Annotated in this window: 1 protein-coding gene; it reads right to left on the bottom strand. The window is 47.7% G+C overall.

What is annotated here, in order from left to right; all coding sequences use genetic code 11:
- Window positions 1-125: 125 nt before the first annotated feature.
- Window positions 126-323, bottom strand: a complete 198-nt coding sequence (locus tag MUW49_RS19665; protein WP_127904553.1) for a hypothetical protein — start codon at window positions 321-323, stop codon at window positions 126-128.
- Between the last annotated feature and the right edge of the window lie 669 nt (window positions 324-992).

Raw genomic sequence — 992 nt, 5'->3', positions numbered from 1 at the left:
TGGCAGGAAATAACAGAGAAGTTGGAGTGGGCAATGGTGTATTTATCCAAAAACGGCAAAAAGAGTAGGCAGAGAAAATCCAAGCAAAACAACACGTTAGACGGTATTATTAATTCGCTTGCCGCTTAAGGTTCTGTACATGAGGCAAATTTAGGATAAAGAACAACTTCATATGGCAGAATAGAAAAGATTTTTCCTGTTTCCTCAGCCTTGCGTAGCTCATCCGTTTCACACGGCGTTTCCCGTGCCTCGACAAAGAGACCGCTACGAACAACAGATTGGCGAATTGAAATATCCATTCTCATCTCGATATCAGATCGCATCATCGCCTCCTTGTCGGTTTACTGTTTCTTTTTACCTGTCTGCAGTTTGGCATGCCGCCCGGGCTCCATGATATGGCTTGGCTTGCCTTACCCTATTAAGCAGGCGTTGCATGGATCACCTATCGCCATCAGATACGAGACCCTGTAGAGTATCAGTGGGCGAGAAGCCAACTGCGCCAGAGCGCTATGGTTGGTGGAAGGACCCTGCAGCGGCTCTGGTAGCTGTATTGGGTGAGACCCCAGCAAGGCCCCGTTTTCGGGGCCTTGCGCTATCTGAACATCAAAGGATGGTCTGAGTTAGTGCCGTGTCAGACAGGCATCATTGCTCGCTACCTGCCAACCGACAAAATCAATGCCACTCCTATGGTCGCTGCAAGCACAATGTGGGGAGAAAAATTCATAACACCGTACCGAGTTACGGATTTTCTCTGCTTAGCTATTCCCACGCACGCCGGTAACAACTTGATATCGAGAGGGTATAGAACATGAAAAACACCCACAAGGAACAAGATCTCAACAAGATCGAAGTCCTCGATCTCAGCAAACTATCGCAGCACTGCGCCATTTATCCGATGCAACCGACCAGTTAAATGCATTGCTGCCATCCAACAACATGGAAGAGCATGACGAAGATAACGAAGCAGTAAAACGGTGGTTTTTACTTAGCGA

The sequence above is a fragment of the Aeromonas sp. LsrichE-8G genome, assembly GCF_022869435.1.
Taxonomy (GTDB): domain Bacteria; phylum Pseudomonadota; class Gammaproteobacteria; order Enterobacterales; family Aeromonadaceae; genus Aeromonas; species Aeromonas caviae.
This window is presented reverse-complemented; position numbering and strand designations above follow the sequence as displayed.

Excerpts from the sequence above, each read along its gene's own strand:
- MUW49_RS19665 (WP_127904553.1), bottom strand. The coding sequence starts at position 323 with ATGCGATCTGATATCGAGATGAGAATGGATATTTCAATTCGCCAATCT.